At 45.8% G+C, this 17,727-nt stretch carries 16 protein-coding genes; 5 read left to right on the top strand and 11 right to left on the bottom strand.

Annotated features, from left to right (window positions below):
- Positions 1-2: 2 nt before the first annotated feature.
- The 4 genes from OAG1_RS04595 to OAG1_RS04580 are packed head-to-tail and all read right to left on the bottom strand — an operon-like array spanning position 3 to position 3,877.
- Positions 3-803: a carbohydrate ABC transporter permease gene (locus tag OAG1_RS04595; protein WP_338624373.1), complete on the bottom strand. Its 801-nt coding sequence runs from the start codon at positions 801-803 to the stop codon at positions 3-5.
- Between the two features lie 21 nt (positions 804-824).
- The gene (locus OAG1_RS04590) at positions 825-1,688 is read right to left on the bottom strand and encodes a sugar ABC transporter permease (protein ID WP_016401347.1); all 864 of its coding nucleotides are present in this window, start codon (positions 1,686-1,688) and stop codon (positions 825-827) included.
- Positions 1,681-2,784: an ABC transporter ATP-binding protein gene (locus OAG1_RS04585; protein ID WP_338624370.1), complete on the bottom strand. Its 1,104-nt coding sequence runs from the start codon at positions 2,782-2,784 to the stop codon at positions 1,681-1,683. Before OAG1_RS04585 ends, OAG1_RS04590 begins: the two co-directional genes overlap by 8 nt.
- Positions 2,777-3,877: an ABC transporter ATP-binding protein gene (locus tag OAG1_RS04580; protein WP_152784455.1), complete on the bottom strand. Its 1,101-nt coding sequence runs from the start codon at positions 3,875-3,877 to the stop codon at positions 2,777-2,779. The genes OAG1_RS04585 and OAG1_RS04580 overlap by 8 nt, the downstream gene beginning before the upstream one ends.
- A 294-nt stretch (positions 3,878-4,171) precedes the next feature.
- Here OAG1_RS04580 and OAG1_RS04575 point away from each other — a divergent pair, with 294 nt between their 5' ends.
- The gene (locus OAG1_RS04575; protein WP_338624366.1) at positions 4,172-6,070 is read left to right on the top strand and encodes a sigma-54-dependent Fis family transcriptional regulator; all 1,899 of its coding nucleotides are present in this window, start codon (positions 4,172-4,174) and stop codon (positions 6,068-6,070) included.
- Positions 6,071-6,308: 238 nt separating this feature from the next.
- On the top strand, positions 6,309-6,668 hold the full coding sequence (locus OAG1_RS04570; RefSeq protein WP_338624364.1) for a hypothetical protein: 360 nt from the start codon (positions 6,309-6,311) through the stop codon (positions 6,666-6,668).
- Between the two features lie 48 nt (positions 6,669-6,716).
- Here OAG1_RS04570 and OAG1_RS04565 read toward each other — a convergent pair whose 3' ends face one another.
- Positions 6,717-9,272 (bottom strand): hypothetical protein, encoded by a 2,556-nt coding sequence (locus OAG1_RS04565; protein ID WP_338624362.1) that lies wholly within the window; start codon positions 9,270-9,272, stop codon positions 6,717-6,719.
- A gap of 358 nt (positions 9,273-9,630) precedes the next feature.
- The gene (locus OAG1_RS04560; protein ID WP_338624360.1) at positions 9,631-10,026 is read right to left on the bottom strand and encodes a heme-binding protein; all 396 of its coding nucleotides are present in this window, start codon (positions 10,024-10,026) and stop codon (positions 9,631-9,633) included.
- Positions 10,027-10,213: 187 nt separating this feature from the next.
- Between OAG1_RS04560 and OAG1_RS04555 the strand changes: the two genes are divergently transcribed.
- The 3 genes from OAG1_RS04555 to OAG1_RS04545 all read left to right on the top strand — a co-directional run bounded on the left by OAG1_RS04555 (position 10,214) and on the right by OAG1_RS04545 (position 11,689).
- A complete protein-coding gene (locus tag OAG1_RS04555) occupies positions 10,214-10,960 on the top strand; it encodes an SDR family oxidoreductase (RefSeq protein WP_338624358.1) in 747 nt (248 codons plus the stop codon).
- A 46-nt stretch (positions 10,961-11,006) separates the two neighbouring features.
- Positions 11,007-11,384: a hypothetical protein gene (locus OAG1_RS04550; RefSeq protein WP_338624356.1), complete on the top strand. Its 378-nt coding sequence runs from the start codon at positions 11,007-11,009 to the stop codon at positions 11,382-11,384.
- A gap of 80 nt (positions 11,385-11,464) precedes the next feature.
- Positions 11,465-11,689, top strand: coding sequence for a hypothetical protein (locus tag OAG1_RS04545; RefSeq protein ID WP_016401356.1), 225 nt, complete (start codon positions 11,465-11,467; stop codon positions 11,687-11,689).
- A gap of 33 nt (positions 11,690-11,722) precedes the next feature.
- Here the strand turns inward: OAG1_RS04545 and OAG1_RS04540 are convergent, their stop codons facing one another.
- The 5 genes from OAG1_RS04540 to xerD form a co-directional block, all read right to left on the bottom strand.
- Positions 11,723-13,300: a methyl-accepting chemotaxis protein gene (locus tag OAG1_RS04540; protein WP_338624353.1), complete on the bottom strand. Its 1,578-nt coding sequence runs from the start codon at positions 13,298-13,300 to the stop codon at positions 11,723-11,725.
- Between the two features lie 233 nt (positions 13,301-13,533).
- A complete protein-coding gene (gene trxC / locus OAG1_RS04535) occupies positions 13,534-13,965 on the bottom strand; it encodes a thioredoxin TrxC (protein WP_016401358.1) in 432 nt (143 codons plus the stop codon).
- A 19-nt stretch (positions 13,966-13,984) separates the two neighbouring features.
- Positions 13,985-15,706: a single-stranded-DNA-specific exonuclease RecJ gene (gene recJ, locus OAG1_RS04530; protein WP_338624351.1), complete on the bottom strand. Its 1,722-nt coding sequence runs from the start codon at positions 15,704-15,706 to the stop codon at positions 13,985-13,987.
- Between the two features lie 80 nt (positions 15,707-15,786).
- On the bottom strand, positions 15,787-16,602 hold the full coding sequence (locus tag OAG1_RS04525) for a thioredoxin fold domain-containing protein (protein ID WP_016401360.1): 816 nt from the start codon (positions 16,600-16,602) through the stop codon (positions 15,787-15,789).
- Positions 16,603-16,714: 112 nt separating this feature from the next.
- A complete protein-coding gene (xerD, locus tag OAG1_RS04520; RefSeq protein WP_016401361.1) occupies positions 16,715-17,635 on the bottom strand; it encodes a site-specific tyrosine recombinase XerD in 921 nt (306 codons plus the stop codon).
- Positions 17,636-17,727: the final 92 nt, after the last annotated feature.

Here is a 17,727-nt window from a genome sequence, read left to right as displayed (position 1 = left end):
TCCTATACCCGTCCGAGGGCAAAGCCCTTGGCTACGTGGTTTCTAACAAACCAAATTACTAATACGCCCGGCAAAATAGTGAGCACACCCGCTGCCGCTAGCACTCCCCAATCAATGCCCGAGGCACTCACTGTTCTGGTCATTACTGCGGCAATCGGTTTAGCGTCTACCGAGGTTAAGGTTCTAGCTAACAGCAGCTCTACCCAACTGAACATGAAACAGAAAAAGGCGGTTACCCCAATGCCCGAGCGAATAAGCGGAATAAAAATTTTGGCGAAGAAGCGAGGAAAGCTGTAACCGTCGATGTAGGCGGTTTCGTCTATCTCGCGTGGCACACCCGACATAAAGCCTTCGAGGATCCACACCGCTAGCGGCACGTTAAACAAACAATGCGCTAGGGCCACAGCGATGTGGGTATCAAACAAACCCACCGATGAGTAAAGTTGGAAAAACGGCAGCAAAAATACCGCTGGCGGCGCCATTCGGTTCGTTAGCAACCAAAAGAACAGGTGTTTGTCGCCAATAAAACGAAAGCGCGAAAAGGCGTAAGCTGCCGGCAGCGCTACCGCTAAGGTAATCACCATATTGAGTGACACGTAGTAAATCGAGTTCACATAACCCATGTACCAGCTGGCGTCGCTAAAAATGGTGGAATAGTTAGCAAAGGTAAAATGCTCTGGCCAAAAACTAAGCCCGCCGAGTATTTCTTGATTACTCTTAAACGACATAATCACCAGCCAATAAATCGGTAACAGCAGGAACAAGATATAGGCACTCATCCCTAGTGTTTTTTTCATATTCATAATTGCATCCTTTCGCAGTACTTACTTGCTGTCGTTATGAGTCATAGCGGTGTAAAACAGCCAACTGACTAACAAAATGATTAAGAAATAAATGATCGAGAACGCCCCTGCTGGCCCAATATCAAACTGGCCTACCGCCATTTTGGTGAGGGTTTGGCTGAGGAAGGTGGTGGAGTTACCCGGCCCGCCGCCAGTAAGTACAAAGGGCTCGGTGTAAATCATGAAGCTGTCCATAAAGCGCAGCAGTACGCCAATTAGCAATACGTTTTTAAGCTTGGGAAGCTGGATAAAACGAAATACTGCCCAGTTGGAAGCGCGGTCTATTCGCGCTGCTTGATAATAGGCATCGGGAATAGCCCGTAAGCCGGAGTAACACAGCAAGGCAACCAGCGATGTCCAATGCCATACGTCCATCAGCAATACGGTAAACCACGCATCCATAGGGTTGGCAGCATAGTTATAATCGATGCCTAGGCTATTAAGTGCCCAACCAAATAGGCCAATATCGGCGCGACCAAAAATTTGCCAAATAGTACCCACAACATTTAGTGGCACCAGCAGTGGTAAGGCTAATACCAGCAAACACACTACCGAGCCGGGGCCACGGGAGGGCATCATTAAGGCCACCAAAATACCTAAGGGAATTTCGATTAATAACACCGAACCAGAGAAGATAAATTGGCGAATTAAGGAGTCGTGCAAACGGGTATCGTTAAGGATTTCGCGATACCATTCGGTGCCCACAAAGTAACGGGTATTGGCATCAAAAATATCCTGTATCGAATAATTCACCACGGTCATTAAGGGCACAATGGCGCTAAAGGCCACCAGCGCAAACACGGGCAGTACCAAGTACCACGCTTTATTGGTATAGGGTTTAATCATGATGTGCTTCCTTGGCGATCAAGTATTCGTCGATATAGAGCATCAACCATTGCTCGGGAAAACTGATATAGGCGGTTTGATGAGGGACTTTTTGGTCTTCTTGCAAGCGGGCTTTAATCACCTGCTCACCCAGTTTTAAACTTAGGATTTTGTAGGTGCCTAGGTCTTCAACAAACAGTACTTCTGCTTGGTAGGCATCGCCATTGGGTTTATCCCATACATGCACAAACTCGGGACGAATACCCACTTTTAAGTTGGTAGATTGGCTAGCATTAACCGCGTTTAGCTCGTGTTCATTTAAAGCAATACTTTGCTCACCAAAGCATACGCCCTGCTCGCAGCGTTCAACTTCCATTAAATTCATGCCTGGGCTGCCAATAAAGTAGCCCACAAAGGTATGATTAGGCTGCTCGAACAGCTCTCGAGGGGTGCCAAACTGCACCACTTGGCCGTTGTACATCACCGCAATTTTGTCGGCAAAAGTAGAAGCCTCTAGCTGATCGTGGGTGACGTACACCATGGTGATATTAAACTGCTCATGAATTTGCTTGAGCTTGCGGCGCAGCTTCCATTTAAGGTGGGGATCGATAACCGTAAGTGGCTCATCAAACAAAATGGCCGATACGTCGTCACGCACTAAGCCGCGGCCCATCGAGACTTTTTGTTTTTCGTCGGCACTTAAGTTGGCGGCCTTTTTATTGAGCACCGCGGTGAGATCGAGGATCTCGGCAATTTCGCCCACTTTAGACTGCACCTTGGCTTTACTAGCGCCCATGTTGCGCAGTGGAAAGGCCAAGTTATCAAACACCGTCATGGTGTCGTACACCACCGGAAACTGGAATACTTGGGCTATGTTGCGCTCTTGCGGCGGAATGTCGTTTACTCTTACGCCATCAAACAAGACCTCACCGTCTGAGGGTTCTAGCAAGCCTGAGATAATGTTTAATAGGGTAGATTTGCCGCAACCAGATGGACCCAGCAAGGCGTATGCACCGCCCTTTTGCCACACATGGTTCATTTCGCGAATCGCATATTGCGGTTGTTCGGCCTGTTTGTCGTAACAATGCGCTAAAGACTTAAGTTGGATCTCAGCCATGATAATGATCCTCTATACGACGGCTTGACGCTTGAATAAGCTCACCGGCATGGTCGAATACATGCAACTTATGGGTTGGCACATAAATTTTTATTTTTTCGTCTACGTGGTAGGAATGAACGCCGGAGAGATGCAGCACTAATTGGAAGTGCTCGTTACGCACGTGCAAAAAGGTTTCGGAGCCGGAGATTTCTGCTAGCTCAACTTGAACCGAAATCTCTAAATCGTCATCATTTTTGGGCAGTAAACTTAAATGGCTAGGGCGAATGCCAAACTGGTAGTTCCCTTCTCCCAAGGCTTTTAAGTCGGCATTTAGCGGGAAGTGCACTTTGTCATCAAAGGTCACTTCGGTGGCGCTCATTTTGCCGGCAATAAGGTTAATTGGCGGCTCGTTAAACAAAGCTGCTGCCGTAACATTGCAAGGCGAATGGTAGGTATCGGCCGTTGGGCCGCTTTGAATCACCCTGCCTTCGTGCAAAATAGTGGTGGTACCGCCTAGTGCGAGTGCTTCATTAGGTTCGGTGGTGGCATACACCGCAATGGTATTGCGCTGCGCAAATAACTCGCGCATTTCTTGGCGCAGCTCTTCACGTAACTTGTAATCTAAGTTCACCAAGGGCTCATCAAATAAAATGATGTCTGCATCTTTAATTAAGGCTCGCGCCATAGCGGTACGTTGCTGCTGTCCACCAGAGAGCTCCAAAGGCAAGCGAGACAAAAATGGCGTAATGCGCAGCATTTCGGCCGTTTCCATTACCCGCTTCTTAATGGTGGTTTCCGACTCATTGGCTAAGCGCAAAGGCGAGGCAATGTTGTCGTAAACGCTCATGTTGGGGTAGTTAATAAACTGCTGATAGACCATCGATACATTGCGCTCTTGCACCGATACGCCGGTAACATCTAGGCCATTCATTAACACTCGGCCTGTATTAGGTTTATCTAATCCGGCCATTAGCCGCATTAAACTGGTTTTGCCTGATAAGGTGCGGCCCAGTAGTACGTTAAACGAGCCGGGCTCAAAATTGAGATTGGCTTGGTTAATGTAATACTGGCCATCGACCATCCTTGTTACGTTTTCCAATGTCAGTGACATAGGCGGGGGATCTCCTTATTGTTCTGTGCTGAACAATGTTCGCACTCTGTTCAAATTCGCAAATCTACGAAGCTTATTGCCAGAGTTATGCCAAGCTCACCAATAAAAATTAACCCATTGTTTTAATTAAACTTAATAAACATAACAGCATTTACTTTAATAAAAACATGTTCATTTAGTGTGATCAATGTGAACATTTTGTTAATCGATTTTGACCAATTAATGTTCGTATGCGAAAGTGCCTGCCTAACACTGTTCACTGCTAAACAATGTGATGCTGATTTAAGGATTGAGATGAGCGAGAAATCACAGTGGTATATAGAGCATGAAGCCCTAATTAAGAGTTCTTGGCAGCGCTGTCGAGAATCTGGCTTAACCCATCATAGTGAGCCAAACGTAGAGCATAAGTCTGCGGGGGATTTGTCGTGCCTATTGGAACAGCATCATCAATTACTTGAGACAACCCACCATCAAGTACTGCCGTATTACGAGAACTTGCTAAGCAACAGCAATAGCCAAGTTATGCTGGCAGACCATCAAGGCTATGTATTAAAAAGTTGGGGGGAGCAACGCTTTAAACAGCAGCATCAAGAAATCTTCTCACCAGGCACTGGCTGGCAAGAACCGGTGCTAGGCACCAACGCCATTGGCACCGCCTTAAAAACCGGTAGCGTAGTGCAAATTCATCATGACGAGCACTTTTTAGTGGCCAACCGCTTTATGACTGGTTCGGCAGCGCCCATTTATGGGGTTGATAGGGAAATGGTGGGGGTGATTGATATCTCTAGCGATACTTATCTGCCGGAATCTCATACCCTAGGCATGGTTAAGATCATGTCGCAAGCGGTTGAAAATCAACTGATTATTTCCCACTTCAATAGCGAGCACTTTTTGCTGCGTTTTAATACCAGCCCGGAGAACATTGATAGCCAATGGTCGGCACTGATTGTATTTGATGAAACCGGCTTAGTGATTTCGGCCAATCGCCGTGCAGAATTAGTGCTAGCCACCGACTTAAAGCTGGTGAACATAAGTGAGCTATTTGAAGTAAGCGTTAACCAACTGATTAACCAGCCTGAGAGCTTTCAAGTTCCGTTGATTACACGTCAGCAGTTTAGGGTGCATGGCGTTTTACATAAACCTAAGCAAGCAAAACCACGAGTATTAGATTTTAGAACCTTGCTTAAGCCCGAGCAGAACAAAGCGCAACACTTTTCAGAAAAACAAGCATTCTTGCTCGACGACCTTAATTTAGGCGACCCGGTAATGGCTAAGGCCGTGGCACAAAGCAAACGCATTGTAGATAAAGAGATCCCCATTTTGATCCGCGGAGAAACTGGGGTAGGAAAAGAGGTGTTTGTAAAAGCGCTGCACCACTCAAGCCAGCGCAGCAAACAAAATATGGTAACGGTAAACTGTGCGGCGATTCCCCAAGAGTTGGTGGAATCGGAACTGTTTGGTTATGAAAAAGGCGCGTTTACTGGCTCTAGCAGCAAAGGCTATATAGGGCTGATCCGCAAGGCAGATAAAGGCACCCTCTTTTTAGATGAAATTGGTGACATGCCCTTGAATGTACAAGCGCGCTTATTAAGGGTGCTGCAGGAGCGCAGAGTTAACCCCTTGGGCAGTACCGAGTCTTACCCGGTAGATTTTAAGCTAGTTTCAGCGACGAACCGAAACTTAAAAGACGATGTAGAAGCAGGCAGTTTTCGTCAAGATTTATACTACCGCGTGAGCGGCTTAAACATTGAACTACCGGCGCTTCGCCATCGGAGTGATCGCCAACACCTTATCCAATTTTTGCTAAATTACTATGCAGAAACACCGCAAGATGCCTTAATTACAGAACGTGCAATGCATAGCTTTTGCCAGCACCCTTGGCCTGGCAACATTCGCCAGCTAGTGAGTGTTATTCAAATCGCCCAAGCGATGTCTGATAATCAAGCCATCGATTTACAGCACCTTCCCGACGACTTTTTTGCCGACCTTGATGGCCAAGTCACTAACGTAGAAGTGTTTACCCCAAGCTCTTCGCAAACTAACTCTGAGCCAGAACAAGTTAAACCGCCAAATAGTGATGACATAGTCGCGGTTTATCAGTTACTTTCTTGCAATATATCCAAGACAGCTCAACAGCTTGGTATCAGTCGCAATACGGTTTACAAGCGCTTACGAGAATCTGGATACAAATAGCCTTAGATGCCGCTCTCACCATCTTTTAGCTAAAGCATTAATATATAAAAGATTATATTAATATTATTTAACGCAAAACTAGCTTATCTGCTAAAGCTTTCCACTTTTCTCTATGTCATATTCACCTCTTTAGAGGTATTCAGTAAATCGAGAACAAGCAATCTCGCACTTTCAAATACCCGCTAAGCCTTTGGCAATTTAACCAGTTCTAACTCACTGACAATTTAAGGAGTAAATAATGTCAGAAATGCAAAATACAGTCACTGAAGCGCCTCTATCTGCTAGCGATGAAGCCGCTAAAACCAGCGCATTAATTGGCTATGGTTTAATGATTCTAGGTTTGTTTACCGGTCTGTTTTGGATCGTGGGCGCTATTTGGGCCATGGTGAAAAAAGCGGATGCAGCAGGTACCCTGTTTGAGGATCACTACTCAAATATTATTAAAACCTTTTGGTGGGGGTTTGGCCTATCGATTATTGGCTTTGTACTAGCATTTGTAATCGTAGGGTATTTTGTACTGTTAGGAGTTTGGATTTGGTCAATCTACCGAATCATTAAAGGCCTAGCGAAGATAACCTCTAACAAGTCATACTACTAGCATACAAAAAAGGGAGCACAAGGCTCCCTTTTAAATCTGCTCACAGCTCTAGTTTAGAACATCCAATTGCACTTGATAGTTACAAGCGCCACCCTCTAGATCTAACCTATAACGGTCTTCCTTGTATTCGACCGCATCAATGTCATTCCAGTTAATGATACTAATACTTGGTGTTGCAGGCGCTATTGGGGTGATTTTTAAGTTACCCGCAATAATAGAACCGTCGGCTTGTACAATCGGCTCTTCTGGCAGGTTAATTTGCCAAATAGTAGAAACTGTGTCGGCTACAACACATTGGTCAGTGACCATAACTTGATCAGCACTAAAACGAATCTCACGCTGCCACGAGGTAATTGAATCATAGGCGGGATACACACCGGTTAGGTCCATATTTATGGTTGTAACATCACCATTAACCTGATGAGTCATACTGCCCTCGGTACCGCGCTTCTGCGGAATGATTTCTCCAGCCTCTTCAAAACGTAAGATGTTGTGCTGATCACTAAGTTGATGAATTCCGCTGTGTGACCAAATATTTTGGGTTACGGCTAAAAACTCATTTTTAAACAAGGTGAATGAGCCTTGGTCTTGGTGGGCATGCGATTCATCGTAAATACCCGCCACAGCAGATAACCAGCTTGCATCGGCATCCCAAGACGATCGAACAAATAGGTGGCCTGCGCTAGAAGAGTAATACAGCAAATCACTTGGCACTATTTGATTGAGCTCTTGCTGTAACAAAGTAGTATGCAAGTTGAAACCATAGCGCATCGGGTTAACTGAATTATTAGCTAACCACCAACTGCCACGCTTCGCTGCGTCACTGCCAATATTTAACGAGGCAGCCCGCTGTATTAAGCTTTCGTGATAATCAAATAGTACCGGCAAAGATACCCGAGATTGGTCGCCAATTGGCGCAAAATGCGTTAAGTCTGGAGTTGTAGCGTGGATCCAGTAATCGATGGTTTGTTTTGTATGCAAAGACTCAAGTGATAGGTCTTCCCCGGTAGAGTCTCGCCAAATGATGTACAGTTCAAATAGCTTACCCTGAGCTACTCCATAGCCAGTCCCCTCACGGCTACCACCACCCGCAAACTGCGCATAATACTCCACTAGCTTCGGCAGTTTGTCATCTCTGAGTAGATTGAGCCAAGTTTCGTTTTCGTCCACTAAACCCCAAGTCATGGTGGCTTTTAAGAAACTGAAGTGATAATTGTTGCCTGGATTAGTGGTTGCCCAGCCGCTCCAAGGGAAACTATTACCGCCCCACTGTGCATCTGCATGGTTCCACACATTCCAAATAGCCTGCTCAGCGTAGTTTTTCCAACGCGTTTTTTGGCTATCGCTAAGCAAGTCATAACCATAGTCGTAAACGTAAGCCAGCTCAGAGATAAAATCGCCTACGTAAAGATAAGAATCAAACGAAGTTTTTGGTTTGTCGTTTGCAGCAATCAGGGCTTCTGCCGCAACGACTTGCTCTTCTACATCTTCAATTGCTAACTCAATGTATTTTTTATCTTGAGTCAGGTAATACATGTAAACCGCATCGGTAGGCGAAAATCCATACCCCGGATTACCATCAACCGCTTGGTCGACCCAACTTGCAAAGCGGCTATAATCTTGCCCGGCAAAGCGTAAGTGTTCTATCGATGCCAGAGACAGTTTGTGGTTAGTGGCAGCTGGCGCTAATACTTCAACTTGAATATCTGCTTGCTGGCCTTGCCAGCTAGCAGTGCAAATGGCTTGGCCAACCTGATTAGTGACGAGAAGCTGTTGAGCATCTACTGATACTACACTGCTATCGCAAGCCCACTGCACATCGCTTAATGAGGCTTTCACAGAGCCATCACTGTAGCTAGCGTTAACTTGTAAGCTTTGCTTCGATGCTAAAGGAATATCAATGGGTCCTGCAGGGTTAATGCTAATACTGCTTAAGGTAGCGGGCGCAGACACGACAACCTCAAGATCAGCACTCAGGTTTTGCCAAGTAACGCTGCACGTGGCTTGTCCTGCTAGTTCGGCGGTAAGTTGCTGAGCATTAATGCTCACTACATTGCTATCACAAAGCCACTGCGCATCACTGCTCACTGCTTGTTGAGAGCCGTCATTAAAACTGGCGATAACTTCTAAAGCTTGTTGATCGTTAAGCGTTAGAGCAACCGGACTAACTGGGGAAATAGTAAGGCTTTCAGCAATAATCTCATCAGAGCGAACCGTAAAATCCACTACCAAACTCAATGACGACCAAGCAAGGCTGCAGTTTGCTTCACCTTCTGAATTTGCTGTCACATAACTAGATTCACTAATGCTTACTGCTTCAGAGTTACATTGCCAATTAAGCTTGAATGGGGTGAGATTTCGAGTAACACCATTGTCGTAAACTAAGTCCAATTCCAATTGGCTAGTCGCGCCTTCGGCTAGGTTTGTTTCCCCAGCTCGCAGCACAATGGCTTGTGCCACAGCAGCAGCCCCCGTGTCTGGAGTTTGCTGTTGAGCAGATGGTTCATCTCCACCACCTCCACATGCCAAAAGTAACAGTGGCGAGCAAGCTAACGCAGCAACTCTAATACAATGTGCCAAAGGCTTGCTGACTTGAAAAATCATATAACTTCCCTGTTTACCTTTTATAACTAATGCTGTCGCCAACTATGACTCAACAATGTTAAATAATTGCTAACCAAGCCATCATGAATAATATGACCAGAGCTCTCTTGCCGCTCCAATAGCAACATTTAGCGAATCAAACATCAAACTTTGCTAAAAACAAATTATTAACAAAACACTCTAAACGTACCGAACAGTTGACGGAGTTTTTACTAAAAAACTTTCAGATGAACTGATAATCATTAGTGATTGCTTAATACCGCATAATAACTAATGTTAAGGTGAACAGGGATGATATGAGAGATAAGTCAATAGCGCAAACCAAAGGTTTACGCCAGTGATGAAAATTTGATCTTGGTTATACCATAGCATCTATTGCAGCTTGCGCTAGAGCAGCATCGTCTTGCTCACTCATGCCGCTAATACCAATGGCGCCAATCACATTTCCATCCTGGTAAATGGGCACCCCACCCTGAATACCGGTAAAGCGAGGGTCCGTCCAATACCCTATGTCTTTACCAGTTTCTTTTGCCCATGCCGCTAAGTTGGCTGTTGGCTGGCGGTCGCGCGCTGCGGTATACGCTTTGTTCTGAGCTAGTACTGCGGCATGAAAAGCCACATTATTCATACGAGAAAAGCTCACTAACTCGCCGTGAGCATCAACCACTGCAACAGCAATGCTCACTTGTTTTTCGTCGGCTAAACGTAAGGCTTGCACATTTAAGGCACTGGCTAATTCAAAGGTAATATCCATAAATAATCTCAAGAGTGATAGTTAAGTTATTCCAGAGTCTAGAAAGATTAGTGCTTAAAGCCAACGCTTAGGGCGCAAGTTTGTCGCACTATAGTATGGAATATAGTCATTTAATTCGTAACATAAAGGCTTTCTGTAGGCGGGTGATATTGCTAGCATGGTCTTTCTTCACCTAGCAGGGACAACGATGAATAAGGTTGCACTCGTCACCGGTTCTAGTCGTGGCATTGGCGCTGCTACCGCTTTGCTGCTGGCGCAACAAGGCTATGCCGTTTGTATTAACTATAAACAAAACCAAACAGCTGCTAACACGCTACTGAAGCAAATACATGCTTTAGGTGTTCCTGCAATGGCTTATGCTGCTGATGTAAGCCAAGAGCAGCAAGTTGATAAACTGTTCGCTGCCATTGACCAACAACTCGGCCCCATTACCGCCTTAGTGAACAATGCTGCCATGTTGCTACCACAAAGCTCGTTGGTGAATATGGATCAGGCCCGCATCAATCAGCTGCTAACTACTAACGTAACCAGTGCCTTTTTGTGCTGTAAATATGCCATTAAGCGCATGGGCACCAGTTATGGTGCTGCTGGAGGGGCCATTGTTAATGTGTCTTCGGCCGCAGCTCGCATAGGTTCTCCCTTCGAATACATCGATTATGCAGCCAGTAAAGGTGCCATTGATACTCTCACTAAAGGGCTTTCCCTAGAATTAGCCGAGCAAAAGATTAGAGTGAATGGGGTGCGGCCAGGCTTCATTGATACCGACATGCATGCCGATGGCGGCGAACCTAACCGGATTGAACGCGTCCGCAGCGCCATTCCAATGCAGCGCGCCGGTCAGCCAAGCGAAGTTGCCGAAGCCATTGCTTGGCTGCTTTCAGAACAAGCTTCTTATATCACGGGTAGTATTGTCGACGTGGCTGGCGGGCGATAAAACACTGAAATGCCAAGTGCTTAACAACACGAACAAGGACCATTAAATGGCCAAAGATCCTCGAATAATCGATAAACGCATTCCCTTTGTAATGGCTTTACTAATTGGCCTTTTTTGTTACTACACCTGGGCGCCTAATAGCCCTTTTAAGCAGACAGATAGCCTGTCTTTAGAACACGCCCTAGCACATCAACAATCAGCTTTGGTTGAAGGCGATATTCTGGTTATTGGCACCACCAATAACCAGCAAGAGGTCTTAGCTAAAAGTGTTGAAGGTAAATTACTCACTATCAACTTCAATCAACAACCAACACCCAGTATTGGTAGCTTTTGGCAGGTAAAAGGCATGCTCAGCTGGCCCGAAAACGCCCCCTTACTCAAAGTTTCTCAAGCAAGTAACCCAACTAAACAATCAGCAGATTGACGATAAACTGCGCTAACGCAAGGTTGTATATAAGCATGTGCTTAATAATGGCTTAAGTCGTTATTAAAAAGGGCTATATGATGACTCAGCAACAAGGAAAGTACCTATTATATGCCGTTATATGCATAGGTTTATTATTGGTGCTAGTGGGAGTAGCTTTAGCTATGTTCTCTAACATCAGCGTTTCCATGGGCGTAACTGGGGTACAAATAATCGCAGGTATTATTGGCTTAGGCTTGCTGTTAATGGTGCCCAGCAAAATTATCCTCACCCTAATACTGATGAAAGCAAAATCAAAAAGCTAAGCCCAGTTATCTATTGTTGATTTATAGGCTAGATCAGCGAGCAAACAACTCGACCATTGCCCGCAATTTGCCACTTTGTTCAGCCAACAGATGATTAGCTTCGCTAGTATGCTGGCAACGCTGCAAGGTTTGCTGAGTTTGCTGGCTAATGGCAGAAACATTGCCACCAATTTCACTGGCAACCGAAGCCTGCTCCTCAGTCGCATTAGCAATTTGACTTATACGGCTGCGAATTTCTTCCACTGTTTGGGTAATCTGCATAATTGCATCGCCAGCATGGGCCGCTTGATCAACACTGCCCTGAGCGGCCTTGCTACCTTGTTGCATCACTTTCACCGCTCTTTCAGCCCCGGTTTGCAGCGTTGCTACAATGCTTTGAATTTCTTCGGTTGAGCTTTGCGTGCGGCTGGCTAAGGTTCGTACTTCATCAGCCACCACCGCAAATCCTCGCCCCTGTTCACCCGCTCTAGCTGCTTCGATGGCAGCATTTAAAGCCAGTAAATTGGTTTGTTCGGCAATGCCTTGAATAACCGTTACAAAGGAGCCAATTTGCTCACTTTCTTGAGCTAGCGAAGCAATCACTTCACTGGCAGTATCAATTTCTTTAGCCAGCAAGTTTATTTGGGCGATGGTGTCGTTAACTTCTTGGTGGCCTTGGCGCACCTGCTGATCGGCTTGGCTGGTTTGCTCCACGGTTTGCTGGACGCTCGACGATACCTCTTCAACACTACTCGCCATTTGGCCAATGGCGCTAGCGACTTGCTCAACCTCATTTTGCTGCGAGTCCATATCGGTGTATACACCTTCGGTTGCGCTAGATGCTTGAGCCGCCACGTTATCCAGTTGCTGAGCAGAATCACTGACTCGCCAAATTAAAGTTTGTTGTTGGTGATCCAATAAAATATTGGCTAATTGCAATTGCCCCAGTTCATCGCAGCGCCCGGTGTAAATCCATTGCGCTACGGGATCATCAATAGTTTGTTTACTACTGGCGGCCAAACTGCGGATCGATGCACTTAGCATAGTGGCTAACAACACGCTTAGCCCAATAATCACTATGCCGGCGATAAGCCCACTGCCAAAAGACAATAGCGAGTTAAATAGGCAAAATGCCAACACCAGTAATCCAGGTAAGGCGAAACTTAAGCTATAGCGACTTAATATATTCATCCCTCGCTCCAAGCGGGAAATAGGTGCCTGACCTTGATTGATGCGTTGATACAAACGATCAGCGCGTTTTACTGCCTCGGCATTAGGTTTTACTCTCACCGACTGGTAACCCTCTATCTCACCTTTGCTAGAGAGCATGGGAGTGACAAATGCATCGACCCAGTAATTATCACCGTTTTTGCAGCGATTATTCACAATCCCCATCCATGGTTTGCCACCTTCAATTCGATCCCAAAGCATTTTAAAGGCCACTTTTGGCATCGCAGGATGGCGAACAATGTTGTGTCCATGAGTCACCAGCTCATCGTTGCTATAACCGCTAATGTCTACAAAGTCTTGATTAGCGTAGGTAATTACGCCTCGAGGATCGGTAGTTGAAACGATGTGTTGATGCTCAACCATCTTGCGCTCGTTTCCAGTAAGAGAGGTTCCCCTAGGCATAAACAATCCTTTAATCACTAGCCGTGTGTTTGGCTTATTTTTAGTTGATGTGTTTATAAATTATTGACAACAAATAGATAACTCGCCAACAACAAACACTTAAAAAACATAACTTTTTGGATTATCTCTATTTGGACAAGCAACACAATATTAGGCTGTAGAAAATGCGAAGGATAGAGCAAAAACTTTAGAGCTAAGAATAAGCCCTAAAGTTTTAAAGATATTGGATTTAGTTAAATGTGCTGTTCAAGCCACTGCTGCATAGCTTGAGCTGGCAATGCCCCCGCTTGTTGGCTTAATAATTTGCCATTTTTGAACACCATTAAAGTAGGAATAGAGCGAATTTGATAACGCTGCGCTAGCGCTTGTTGCTCCTCGGTATTCACTTTTAAAAACTGTGCGCGATGAGCAAACTGCTGAGCAGCTTGCTGGTAGGCCGGTGCCATGCTTTTACAAGGGCCACACCACGATGCCCAAAAATCGACAACCACCGGTAACTGGCCACCAAGGTGCTTACTAAAGCTTGTTTCGGTAACATCAATCGGCTCACCACTAAATAAGGCTTGCTTACATTTGCCACATTTGGCTTGCTCAGCAACTCGCGCCACAGGTAAGCGATTGCCTGCTTGGCAACTAGGGCATACCACAATCAGTGATTCAGACATCTATCTACTCCTATAAGGTTTATAAGGGGGCTAAGTGTTCAACCATAAGTTGTACGCTCCGCCGCCCTCTAAATTCATTTACGTCCAGCTTATAAACCAGTTGCACATGCTTGAGGCTGGCATTTGGCCAAATGCTACGATCCACATTAAAAGCAATGGCATCCACTTCTTGGCTCATGCCCGGTAGCTTCACACTCATCTTTAAATGCTTTTCGCCCACAACTCGCTGCGCACAGAGCTCAAACTCACCGTCAAACAAAGGCTCGGGAAAACCTTGGCCCCAAGGTCCCGATTCACGCAGCATTTCGGCAAACTCCAACACCAATTGCTCTGGTGCTAATTCCCCGTCACTAAGTAAGGTGTGAGTGAGGCATTCTTCATCAATAAAATCTTTGGCGGTGTTTTCTAAACAAGCTTGAAACTCGCTAAATCGCGATTGCGATAAGGACAAACCCGCAGCCATTGCATGGCCACCAAACTTAGCAATTAAACCTGGGTTTTGGGTATCTATGCGTTCCAGTAGATCACGAAGGTGCACTCCAGCCACCGAGCGCCCCGAGCCTTTTACTTCGCCATTATCGCCATCCGCAAAAGCAAACACTGGGCGGTAGTATTTTTCTTTAATACGTGAAGCCACTAGCCCTACTACGCCTTGATGCCAATCGGCCTGATACAAACATAGTGCTTTGGGCAGGCTTTGAGTATCTAAACTCAACTTGCTGACGCTTTGCTGGGCCTCTTGTTGCATGCTGGCTTCAATATCTTTGCGCTCACTATTCAAGCTGTCCATTTCGCTGGCCAATTGACGCGCGTGGTGAATATCGTCACTAAGCAAACAATGAATGCCTAAGCTCATATCGTCTAAGCGACCAACCGCGTTTAGGCGCGGACCAATTGCAAAACCTAAGTCACTGGCCACCATACTGGCTTTATTGCGGCCAGACACTTCAATAAGCGCTTGAATGCCGGGCCTACAGGCACCTGCTCGAATACGCTGCAGCCCTTGGTGCACTAAAATTCGGTTATTACTGTCTAGCGGCACTACATCGGCCACAGTACCTAGCGCTACCAAATCTAGTAGACTCGCAATATTGGGCTCTACCAAGCCTTGCTGGGCAAATAAATCTTGTTCACGCATTTTGCTGCGCAGCGCCATAAGCAAGTAAAACGCTACACCTACGCCAGCCAGGTTTTTACTTGGAAAAGCGCAGGCCGACAGATTTGGATTAACAATAGCTGCCGCTTTGGGTAATTGCTCACCTGGCAAGTGGTGATCGGTGATAAGTATCGGAATACCAAGAGACTGCGCCTTATCAACGCCATTGATACTGGAAATGCCATTATCCACGGTAATAATAAGCTCAGCACCTTTGGCTGCGGCTAGCTCTACAATCTCTGGACTTAAGCCATAACCATACTCAAAACGGTTAGGCACTAAAAAATCTACAGACCGAAAGCCAAACTGCGGTAAGCCAGCCATCAATAGTGCAGTGCTGGTTGCACCATCGGCATCAAAGTCACCAACAATCAGGATCTTCTTTCGTTGCTGCAGATTGCTTATTAGTAAGTTGACCGCATCATCCATGCCTTGCAAACCTTGAAATGGCAAAAGAGCTTGAGCGCGCCGTTCAACATCGGCCGCGGTTTTTACTCCGCGTCGCACATAAACTTGTTTTATCAGCTCTGGCCATTCGGCTGGTAGCGCTTGGGTATCGAGATTTTCGCGGCGGCGTAATAACACGTATAGGTTTCTCTAGGATGGTGAAATAAAAAAGGCTCCCCTTTTTAACAAAAGTAGGAGCCTATTTACAGCAGTGAAAGCTAGCTACGCTCTAAAAACTCTAACAAGGCAGCCGGTGGGCGATATCCCGGCAACATAGTGCCATCTTCTAGCACCATAGCTGGCGTACCACGAACACCAAACGCTTCGCCTAACTGGTACTGTTTAAGCACCGTGTTGTCACAGCTGGCTTTAGCCACAGAGCTGCCGTTTTTAGCTGCACTCATGGCACCGGCTTTATCATCAGCACACCATACGCTTTGCATCTCACCATAAACGGGTGAATCTACTCCACCGCGTGGGAAGGCCAAGTAACGCACAGTAATGCCTAAATCGGTATAACCCGCTAAGGTTTCAACTTTTTGAGTCTGCTGGTTTTTTTCTTTGTAAGTGTACATTTCATTATGCAACTTGCGACAATAACCACAGCTGGTATCGGTAAACACTGTTACAACGTATTTTTCATCTTTTGCTTTGAATACAATCATGTCGTTTTCAAAACTTGCTAACTGCTTAATTCGCACCTTAGCCATGCTTGCATCCGTTAGGTTCACTCGATTGACTAAATCAAACAAGCTACCTTGAATTAAATAACGACCATCTTGGCTCACATAAAACATGCCCTGGCTGGTGGCCACTTCATAAATACCAGCTAATGGCGTTTCGGCTACCGCATCTACTTTTACACCCAAACGCGCTTCAATCACCTGTTTGGTTTTTGTAGTATCCAATTTGTTGGTCATGTCTGCTTGAGCCACCTTGGTTTCAGGCTGCTCACTGGCATCGTCACTCCAGGCAGTGTTTAAGCTTAGGCCGAATAAACTCATCGACAACAATAAGGCCTTGGATAATTTCATTAAATTTTCTCCGAATTAGGGGTACACAAGCAGACCGTGCAAAGCTTGCAAAACTTACCGCCTATAGGCGGTAAATGCAAAAAATTTAGTTATAAACTGCTTAGTAGGTCGCCTAAGCGCGCGGGTGATGTTGCTGGTAAACACTGCGTAAACGCTCGTTTGCTACGTGAGTATAGATTTGAGTTGTAGACAAATCACTATGCCCCAATAACATTTGCACCACCCTTAAATCAGCGCCGTGGTTAAGCAAGTGAGTGGCAAAAGCATGACGTAAGGTATGCGGTGATAAGTGGTTGTTAATCCCAGCTAAGCTGGCATAGCGCTTAATGCGATGCCAAAAAGTTTGCCGGGTCATTTGGCTACCACGAGAGCTTGGAAATAATACATCGCTCTCTTGTTTTAGTAACAGCGGTCTCGCTTGCTTTAAGTAGCGCTCTAATACATCTACCGCTTGCTCCCCCAAAGGAACTAAGCGCTCTTTTCCACCTTTACCCACAACCCTTACCAAACCTTGGCGCAAGCTCACTTGCTCTATTTGCAGGCTAACTAACTCGGTCACTCGCAACCCAGTGGCATATAAAACTTCTAGCATGGCCAAGTCACGATGTTGAATGGGATCATCCAGCTGCGGCTCATTTAGCAAGGCATCTACCTCGGCTTCGCTTAGGGTACCCGGTAGTTTTTTCTCTAATTTAGGTTGTGCTAACAGCGCGCAGGGATCATCTTCTCGGCTTTTTTCTTGAATTAAAAAGCGGTAAAAACGCTTCAGGGTGGAAAGTTGTCTAGCCGCACTAGCCGGCTTTTGCCCTTGCTCATAGCGGTAAGCGATAAAGCCCTGCAAGTCTAAGGCTTCAGCTTGTTCTAGCGGGACTTCTTTCTGCAACAAAAAACTCGCTAGCTGGTTTAAATCATTGCGATAAGAATTAAGGGTATTCTCTGCAAGACTGTGTTCAAACCACAACTGTTCAATAAAGCGATTGATATGTGGATTATCAATCTCGCTGGCTTTAGGTTTGCTTTGCTTGCTTGGCATATTTCTCACTAATTAATCGGGCTAACACTTGGCTTATTGGTGTTAGTTAGCGCTTTTGATAAACTGCCCGCGCACACTGCAACGCTTAAGGA

Origin of the sequence: Agarivorans sp. OAG1 (assembly GCF_037076485.1) — a bacterium.
GTDB classification, from domain to species: Bacteria; Pseudomonadota; Gammaproteobacteria; order Enterobacterales; family Celerinatantimonadaceae; genus Agarivorans; species Agarivorans albus.
Note: the sequence above shows the minus strand (reverse complement) of the source record. Positions and strands in the feature narration are given on the sequence as shown.

What these genes read in the sequence shown, in the direction of transcription:
- OAG1_RS04595 (WP_338624373.1), bottom strand. Translation starts at nt 803, where the DNA reads ATGAATATGAAAAAAACACTAGGGATGAGTGCCTATATCTTGTTCCTG.
- OAG1_RS04590 (WP_016401347.1), bottom strand. Translation starts at nt 1,688, where the DNA reads ATGATTAAACCCTATACCAATAAAGCGTGGTACTTGGTACTGCCCGTG.
- OAG1_RS04585 (WP_338624370.1), bottom strand. Translation starts at nt 2,784, where the DNA reads ATGGCTGAGATCCAACTTAAGTCTTTAGCGCATTGTTACGACAAACAG.
- OAG1_RS04580 (WP_152784455.1), bottom strand. Translation starts at nt 3,877, where the DNA reads ATGTCACTGACATTGGAAAACGTAACAAGGATGGTCGATGGCCAGTAT.
- OAG1_RS04575 (WP_338624366.1), top strand. Translation starts at nt 4,172, where the DNA reads ATGAGCGAGAAATCACAGTGGTATATAGAGCATGAAGCCCTAATTAAG.
- OAG1_RS04570 (WP_338624364.1), top strand. Translation starts at nt 6,309, where the DNA reads ATGTCAGAAATGCAAAATACAGTCACTGAAGCGCCTCTATCTGCTAGC.
- OAG1_RS04565 (WP_338624362.1), bottom strand. Translation starts at nt 9,272, where the DNA reads ATGATTTTTCAAGTCAGCAAGCCTTTGGCACATTGTATTAGAGTTGCT.
- OAG1_RS04560 (WP_338624360.1), bottom strand. Translation starts at nt 10,026, where the DNA reads ATGGATATTACCTTTGAATTAGCCAGTGCCTTAAATGTGCAAGCCTTA.
- OAG1_RS04555 (WP_338624358.1), top strand. Translation starts at nt 10,214, where the DNA reads ATGAATAAGGTTGCACTCGTCACCGGTTCTAGTCGTGGCATTGGCGCT.
- OAG1_RS04550 (WP_338624356.1), top strand. Translation starts at nt 11,007, where the DNA reads ATGGCCAAAGATCCTCGAATAATCGATAAACGCATTCCCTTTGTAATG.
- OAG1_RS04545 (WP_016401356.1), top strand. Translation starts at nt 11,465, where the DNA reads ATGACTCAGCAACAAGGAAAGTACCTATTATATGCCGTTATATGCATA.
- OAG1_RS04540 (WP_338624353.1), bottom strand. Translation starts at nt 13,300, where the DNA reads ATGCCTAGGGGAACCTCTCTTACTGGAAACGAGCGCAAGATGGTTGAG.
- trxC (WP_016401358.1), bottom strand. Translation starts at nt 13,965, where the DNA reads ATGTCTGAATCACTGATTGTGGTATGCCCTAGTTGCCAAGCAGGCAAT.
- OAG1_RS04525 (WP_016401360.1), bottom strand. Translation starts at nt 16,602, where the DNA reads ATGAAATTATCCAAGGCCTTATTGTTGTCGATGAGTTTATTCGGCCTA.
- xerD (WP_016401361.1), bottom strand. Translation starts at nt 17,635, where the DNA reads ATGCCAAGCAAGCAAAGCAAACCTAAAGCCAGCGAGATTGATAATCCA.